The sequence below is a fragment of the Gordonia sp. AC31 genome (genome assembly GCF_031844505.1).
In the GTDB taxonomy this organism is placed as follows: Bacteria; Actinomycetota; Actinomycetes; order Mycobacteriales; family Mycobacteriaceae; genus Gordonia; species Gordonia hongkongensis.
On the sequence record NZ_JAUZVK010000003.1, the window covers coordinates 348085 to 355982 of the forward strand.

Consider the following 7898-nt stretch of genomic DNA (forward strand, 5'->3'; position numbering starts at 1 on the left):
AGATGCTTGGTGCGGTAGTTTCGAGGTATGCCTGAAGCCGTCATCGTCGCCCACGCCCGTTCCCCGATCGGCCGCGCCGCCAAGGGATCCCTCAAAGACATCCGACCCGACGAACTGTCCCGTCAGATGGTCGAAGCCGCGCTCGCCAAGGTGCCGGAGCTCGACCCGGCGCTGATCGAGGACATCCACTGGGGCATCGGCCAGCCCGGCGGACAGGGCGGTTACAACATCGCCCGGGTCATCGCGGTCGAGCTGGGTCATGACCACATCCCGGGCGTCACGGTGAACCGCTACTGCTCGTCGTCGTTGCAGACCACCCGGATGGCGCTGCATGCCATCAAGGCCGGCGAGGCCGACGTCCTCATCTCCGGTGGCGTCGAGAGCGTGTCGAGCTTCGGCATCTCCGGCGGCGCCGACGGCGCACCGAATTCAAAGAACCCGCTGTTCGACGACGCGATGGCCCGCACGGAGAAGGCGGCCGCCGGTGACGCGGGCATCTGGCACGATCCGCGCAAGGACGGGGTCATCCCGGACGTGTACATCGCGATGGGCCAGACCGCCGAGAACGTCGCCTCGTTCACCGGCATCTCGCGCGAGGACCAGGACAAGTGGGGCGTCCTGAGCCAGAACCGCGCCGAGGAAGCCATCAAGTCCGGTTTCTTCGAGCGGGAGATCGACCCGGTCACCCTGCCCGACGGCACGCTCGTCACCGCCGACGACGGCCCCCGCGCGGGCACGACCTACGAGAAGATCTCGCAGCTCAAGCCGGTCTTCCGCCCGGACGGCACGATCACCGCGGGTAACGCATGCCCGCTCAACGACGGCGCCGCGGCGCTGGTCATCATGAGCGACACCAAGGCGAAGGAACTGGGCCTCACCCCGCTGGCGCGCGTTGTCGCCACCGCGGCCACCGGCCTGTCGCCGGAGATCATGGGGCTCGGTCCGATCGAGGCGATCCGAAAGGTGCTGCGGGTCTCGGGGATGTCGCTGTCGGACATCGACCTCGTCGAGATCAACGAGGCCTTCGCCGTGCAGGTCCTCGGTTCGGCCCGTGATCTCGGCATCGACCACGACAAGCTCAACGTGTCCGGCGGCGCCATCGCCCTGGGTCACCCGTTCGGGATGACCGGCGCCCGCATCACCACCACCCTGCTCAACAACCTGCAGACCCGCGACAAGACCTTCGGCATCGAGTCGATGTGCGTGGGTGGCGGTCAGGGCATGGCCATGGTCCTCGAGCGCCTCAGCTGATCAGTGCTGGAGCGCCTCAGCTGAGCGAGGCCGTCTCCGTCTCGTCGACATCCCTCGCCGCGTTCGGTCCCAGGACCGCGACGCTGCGGGGGGTCGTTCGCCGGTACACGAACCAGGCGATGACGACGGCACCGACGATGTAGATCTCGGCGGGGATCGCCCAGACGTTGTTCGTCGCGGTGTTGTCGTGGATGTAGTACTGCGAGATGTGACCGGCGAGGTCTCCCCCGTAGCTGATCGCCAGTGCCCACACGGCGGCGTCGAGCCATCCGCCACGATTGCGCACCCGGTAGCAGAGCACGCCGAGCACGCCCACGGCGATGTCGTTCCACCCCAGCTCCCACTGGAACATGGACGGGATGAAGTCCGGCCCGATGCCCTCGGCGATCTCGGGGGCGTTCGGGCCGACGTGGCCGACCCCGGCGAGGATGCCGAATGCGCCGCCGGGGACGAGTATCCAGAGCAGCACGAGTTCGGCTGCGCGGCCGACGGTGCGTCGTCGCGTCGATCGGTCCACCAGTATGTGTACGACGGCGCCGATGATCATCAGCGCCAGCTGGATCAGAAAGAACACCATGTCCGCACGGTAGAACCGCGGTGATTGGGTTGTTCCCGCAAACGCACCGGGTGGCACACTTTGTCGCCAACCGACCCTGACGCGACAGTGGCCCCGCACCTGCCGAGGTGCGGGGCCACTGTCACATGACTGACTAGTCGGAGTTGAAGTAGGTCAGCAGACGCAGGATCTCGACGTACAGCCAGACCAGGGTGACGGTCAGGCCGAGTGCCACGCCCCAGGCGGCCCGGTCGGGTGCGCCGGCGCGGATCAGGCGATCCGCGGCGTCGAAGTCCAGCAGGAAGCTGAACGCGGCGAGGGCGATGCAGACCAGCGAGAAGATGATGGCGATCGGGCCACCGTCGCGCAGGACTCCGGCCTCACCGGTGAACAGACCGATGACCAGGTTGCCGAGCATCAGGACCAGGACACCGATCATGCCGGCGAACAGCATGCGGGTGAATCGCGGCGTCACGCGGATGGCGCCGACCTTGTACACGAACAGCATGCCGAAGAACACACCGAAGGTGCCGAGGACTGCCTGTCCGATCAGCGCACCGGCCGAGGTGTCACCGGCGACCGCCCAGTTCGCGAACACGAACGAGATGGCACCGACGAAGAGGCCCTCGAACGCGGCGTAGGCCAGCACGATGGCCGGGTTGTCCTGCTTGCGACCGAAGCTCGCCACGAGGACGAGAACGAGACCGGCGATGGCGCCGACCAGCATCAGCGGCGTGGCGAGAGCCGCCTGGGCGGCCTCGGTGGCGCGGCTGCTGATCGCGAAGTACGTGGCAGCGGCGGCCAGCGTCAGCACTCCGAGCGTGATCGCGGTCTTGGTGACGACGTCGTCGATCGTGAGCTGACGAGTGGCCGGCGGTGCCGGCTGGGTGTAGGGGTCAGTGGCCTGACCGAACTGGTTGGCCGCGGCGCCGGCGCCGGCCATGCCGGCCCCGAAACCCGCGTATCCGGATTGATTGTCGCGGACCACGCCGCGCATCACCGGATTGCTGCTTTCTCGCACGAAGCGCTCCTTCATCGGTACGGATGTCTGCCGTCTCAACGTCGGGCCGTTTCTGAGAGTTCCCTGACGAGAGCTCGCAACGACCGAGTCGACGTCGACTTTACCGACTCTTGACCCTTCTGTCGTCAGACACCCGCCACCGGGTCAGTTCACCCGGTCGCGCAGCGACCTCAACCGGCGGCCCACTGCGGTCTGATCGATACCGCCGTCGGTCGCGAGCGAGGCCCGGCCCAGGCACATGGCGGTGAGCATGGCTTCCGCACGCGCGAAGTCGTCCCCCCAGGCGAGACCCGGTTTGGCGAGCATCAGCGACGCGATCCCGTGGGCGGCGGCCCAGAACTCGAGAACGATGTCGGCGATCTCGGCGTGATCGAACACCCCTTCGTCGGCCAGCTCGGTGACGGTTCCGGCGAACCGCGAGTACGCACTGGCGGCGAGTACCTCGTCGACCTTCGACGGATGCCCCGCGGAGGTGGGCTTGCCGAACGCCACCCGGTAGAGCACCGGGGTGGCGACGGCGAAGCGTACGTAGGCCATCCCCTGGTTGAGTGCGCGCCGGAAGGCGTCGTCGACGCCCTCCGACGCGGCCGCCATCTCGTCGTCGAGACGCTCGAAGTAGCGCGCGCACACGGCGTCGAGCAGGGCTTCCTTGTCGGCGAAGTGCAGGTAGATCGACGGCGGTGTGACACCGACCCGGTTGGCGACCGCACGGATCGACATCGCGGTGTCGTCACCGTTCTCCACCAGCAGCTCGCCGGCCGCCTCGATGATCTCCTCCGCGAGGTTCTCTCCGGACCCGCGCGGTGATCTCGCTCGTCTACGTGTCGTCACTGCACTCCTGCACCTGTCCCGCCGCCGTTCATCCGTCGCCATGACGTATTCGGTGTCAGACCCTCGTCGGCGCGGTGTCCGGCGCCGCTTTCTCGGGACGCCCGACCTCCGGGGCCTCCTCGGACAACCCGATCCGATCATGTAGCCGTCGCAGCGGACCCGGCGCCCACCAGTTCGCCCGCCCGGCCAGCCGCATGAAGGCGGGGACGAGGAACATGCGGATGATCGTCGCGTCCATCAGGACCGCCAGGGTGAGACCGACCCCGAACATCCGCATGAACGAGACCTCCGACGCCGCGATGGCGGCGAAGACGATGCTCATCAGCAGTGCCGCGGCCGTGATGACCCGGCCGGTCCGGGCCAAGCCCAGGGCCACGGCATGGTCGGTGGCCCCCCGCGTCCGGTCCGATCGCAACCACTCCTCGCGGATCCGTCCCAACAGGAACACCTCGTAGTCCATCGACAGGCCGAACGCCACGCAGAACAGCAGCACCGGCATGGTCGCGCTGAGGGTGCCCGTCGCGGTGGTCCCCAAACCTCCGAGGTGCCCTTCCTGGAAGAACCAGACCATCGCGCCAAACGTCGCCGACAGCGACAGGATGTTGAGGACGAGCGCCTTCAGCGGCAACACGACGCTCCCGGTGAACAGGAACAGCAGCACGAACGTCGCGATCGCGATCAGTCCGAGCACCCACGGCAGATGCGCGTAGATCGACCCGACGGTGTCGTCGGTGGCGGCGGCGAGCCCGCTGAACAGGGTCTCCGTTCCCGCCGGCGGCGGCACCGCCCGCAGCTCGTCGAGCTGGGCGATCCCCGACTCGCTCATCGGGTCGCGGTCGGTCGACACCTGCAGGACGTGTACGTCGCCCCGGGTGTCGTCCGGGCTGCCCGGTGCGGCCGGCGCACCCCGGACGAACGTCCCGGCCGACGACCCTACGGAGTTGACATCTCCGACCGTCGACAGGGCGCGGGTGTAGTCGGCCAGGGCCGCATCGTCCACCGGCCCCCGCACGACGACGGTGACCGCTGCGGACAGGTCGTCCTCGTAGTCGTCTCGGATCTCCTGCTGGATCGCGTGGGCGCTCGCCGACTCGGGGAGCACCCGGTCGTCGGGGAACCCCAGTTTCATCGACAGGAACGGCGCACCGAGTACCAGTAGGAAAACCGTGACGACCGCGGCGACCGGCAAGGCGTGGCGCAGCACCCACTGGACGAGCCGGTACCACCAGGTGTCCTCGGGTTCGACGGGCCGCGCCGGCGGCAGCCGAAGCAGGCGCCGGAGTGGCTTCCGGGCATCGAACGCGTCGATGCGATCACCGAGGAGCATGAGCACGGCCGGCGTGAGCACGAGCGCCGACACCGCGGCCACGACCACGACGCCGAGACCCGCGAAGGCGAAGCTGCGCAGGAAGTACTGCGGGAACAGCACGAGCGCGCTGAGCGACAGGGCGACGGTCACCGCGGAGAAGGCGACCGTCCGCCCGGCCGTGGCCAGGGTCCGGACGATCGCGTCGGGCCGGCTCAGACCGTGTCCGACCTCTTCCCGGTAGCGCGTCAGGATCAGCAGCGTGTAGTCGATCGCGAGCGCGAGACCCAGTGCGGTGGTGAGGTTGAGCGCGAAGACCGAGACGTCGGTGACCGATCCGATCGCCCGGAGCAGCGCGAAGGTGAGGATGATCGAGACGATGCCGATGCCGACCGGGACGGCCGCGGCGAGCAATCCGCCGAAGATGAAGATCAACACGATGAACGTGATCGGGATCGCGATGGCCTCGGCGACGAGGAGATCGGACGCGGTCTGATCGTTGACCTGTGCGAAGACCATTCCTTGACCGCCGACCTGCACGGTGATCCCGTCGCGGTCACCGGCCAGGGCCGCGGCGATCTCCTCGGCGTGCCCCGGCGCCGAATCCTCGCCACCGTCGAGCGAGGCGATGATCAGCGTCGACGTCCGGTCGCGACTGACGAGCGCGGAGTCGAGCGCCGGATTGGCCCACACCGACAAAATCTGGTCCTGCACGTACTGATTGCGATTCAGGTCGGCGACGATGTCCTCACCGACCGCCCGGGCCGTCGGGTCGCGGGAGACGTCGACTCCGTCGGGACCGTCCAGTTTGAGCACGACCTGGACCCCGCCGCGGTTGAACGTCTCGTCGAGCGTTCTCTCCGCCCGCGCCGACCCCGAGTTCGGATCGCTGTACCCTCCGGCCAGCAGATGTTCGGCCGCGGTGGCGCCGTACGCGCCGCACACCACCAGCAGGATGAGTGCACCCAGCAGCACTCGTTTGGGCATGGATATGACCAGCCGTGTCAATCTGACCAGCATGCGGACCCCTGTCGCGTCGGTCGACTTTACGGCGTTAAGTTATCAGCAGTAATTTAGGCGGTCAAGGACGATTCAGGGACGTGCGGCATGCCGAGTCCGCGTCGGACCGTTCGCAGTTCGCGCTCGATCACCGTCGACTCCGATCCGAGCAGTCCGGTCGCCCGCGCGATCTCGCGCAGCCTGACGGCGGGCCGTGCGACGTCGACGAGATGGTGCAACGGCGTCCGGCGCAGACCCATCCGCCGGGCGACCGGGCGCTCGACCCATCTGGTGCTGATGGCCGAGAACGACGACATGAGCAGGGGTCTGGTGATCGCATCCACCGCGGAGACCAGCAACCCCGGCACCGGAATCGGCGCGGCCCCGTGCACGACGCGCGGAAGGTCGTACCCCTCGCGAAGCAGCGCCTTGATCAGCACCTTCGACGAATCGTCGGGCTGCAGCTCGAATTCGCCTGCGATACGGAACAATTCGCTCGACGACTCGTAACTCGGCGGCAGGAGGTCGTCGTCGACCCCGATGACCCAGCCGATCCAGCGCCACAGATGCGTGATCGCCTCACATTCCGCACTGCTGTAGTGGATCCCGAAATCCCGTGCGACGACGAGAGGTAGAGCCAGGAAGCCGCACGAGATGGTCATCACGGCATACGTCTGGTTGATGGGTGCGCCCCACTCCCCTTCGTCCCAGGCCCCGGCGTCGTCCGTCGGATCGCCGCCGGGCGGGTGCCGCAGGACGTCGCGGATGTAGGCATGTAGCAGCCGAATACGAAGCGTTGCAACCCAACCGGGACGGCCCGGGAGCATCGATCCGGGCGTGGTCGCCTCGGCGACCCAGCGGGCCGTCGACTCGACTCGATCACGTGTCCCCGATCCCAGCCGGCCGGTGGCCACCAGCGGACGGACGAATCCCTGCGCCTTGAACCCGTAGATCAGCGACTGATACAGCGTCGACGACTGCAACGTGCCGAACCGCCACCAGGCGCGGGCGCCGGCCTCCGCCCAGGCCGGGTCGAACCACGGAGGTGGGGCGCTCGCGACCTGCAACAGATGCGTCATCGAGGCGGGCATCTCGAGGTGTTCGACATCGGTCTCCTCCTCGGCGGAGGTGTGCTCTTCCAAGAGCGCGACCAGTGTGGAGAAAGAGATTCCGCGTTCTCTGGCCTCGACGATCACCGTGTCGGCGAGCGGATCACCCTGCGTCAGACCCGCCTCGAGGCGCTCGACGATGGCGGGATGCCGTTCTCGGACGGCCTCCCAATTGCGTGCCCCGGTCACCGCTGCCGCGTCCATGCCCCATGATCACCCCGGCGACTGGGCCGGTCAAGGACGGCTGACTCCCAGACGTCGACTCGACTGCCAGACCTCGATCGAGGTCTGGCGGTCGAGTTGACGTCTGTCGGTGGCAACGCCGGACGAATTCGGACACGCTGCCGCGGCTGACTATGCTCACCGTGGGGACCGTCGTCGAGCGGACCCTTCGCCCCCATAGCCCAATTGGCAGAGGCAGCCGACTTAAAATCGGCACAGTGTCGGTTCGAGTCCGACTGGGGGCACCGCATCGCCGCAGGTAGATTGACTATTGCCGTTCCCTCGCGTCATCCGAACGATTACAGTGCCACCCCCGTGCTACCCAAGCTGCCGCATCAGCGCGACACGCGGGATCAGATGTCAGACGCAATGAGTTGCGTACGTGCGATGCTTACAGGCTGTCCACGACGAGGCCGCGAAGTTCGAGCATGACAGGAGTCGAAGTGTGCCACCGGAAGACGATGAAGCCAAGACCAGTTTGGAAGACTGGATACGAAAGTTAGACGGACTGATCGCCAAGTTAGACGAATTCGACGGCGACAGCCCATTTGACTTCTGCGAACACTTCATGGACGCGTGGCGGGACCTAATCTCCAGGGAAAC

6 protein-coding genes and 1 tRNA gene are annotated in these 7898 nt (G+C 67.3%); 2 read left to right on the forward strand and 5 right to left on the reverse strand.

The features are described from left to right. The first annotated feature begins 27 nt into the window (after positions 1-27). On the forward strand, positions 28-1251 hold the full coding sequence (locus Q9R39_RS05950) for an acetyl-CoA C-acetyltransferase (protein ID WP_211538189.1): 1224 nt from the start codon (positions 28-30) through the stop codon (positions 1249-1251). Positions 1252-1267: 16 nt separating this feature from the next. Here Q9R39_RS05950 and Q9R39_RS05955 read toward each other — a convergent pair whose 3' ends face one another. From Q9R39_RS05955 to Q9R39_RS05975, 5 genes are all read right to left on the reverse strand, one after another. Next, the gene (locus tag Q9R39_RS05955) at positions 1268-1828 is read right to left on the reverse strand and encodes a DUF6790 family protein (protein WP_211538190.1); all 561 of its coding nucleotides are present in this window, start codon (positions 1826-1828) and stop codon (positions 1268-1270) included. 133 nt (positions 1829-1961) lie between these two features. Continuing rightward, entirely contained in the window at positions 1962-2828 is an 867-nt protein-coding gene (locus tag Q9R39_RS05960; protein ID WP_055474978.1) for a Bax inhibitor-1/YccA family protein, read from the reverse strand. A gap of 144 nt (positions 2829-2972) precedes the next feature. Next, a complete protein-coding gene (locus Q9R39_RS05965) occupies positions 2973-3659 on the reverse strand; it encodes a TetR/AcrR family transcriptional regulator (RefSeq protein WP_058250756.1) in 687 nt (228 codons plus the stop codon). A gap of 55 nt (positions 3660-3714) precedes the next feature. Continuing rightward, the gene (locus Q9R39_RS05970; protein WP_211538191.1) at positions 3715-5985 is read right to left on the reverse strand and encodes an MMPL family transporter; all 2271 of its coding nucleotides are present in this window, start codon (positions 5983-5985) and stop codon (positions 3715-3717) included. A 53-nt stretch (positions 5986-6038) separates the two neighbouring features. Continuing rightward, positions 6039-7277: an oxygenase MpaB family protein gene (locus Q9R39_RS05975; protein ID WP_311277194.1), complete on the reverse strand. Its 1239-nt coding sequence runs from the start codon at positions 7275-7277 to the stop codon at positions 6039-6041. 189 nt (positions 7278-7466) lie between these two features. Between Q9R39_RS05975 and Q9R39_RS05980 the strand changes: the two genes are divergently transcribed. Then, a tRNA-Leu gene (locus tag Q9R39_RS05980) sits at positions 7467-7540 on the forward strand. The last annotated feature ends 358 nt before the right edge of the window (positions 7541-7898 follow it).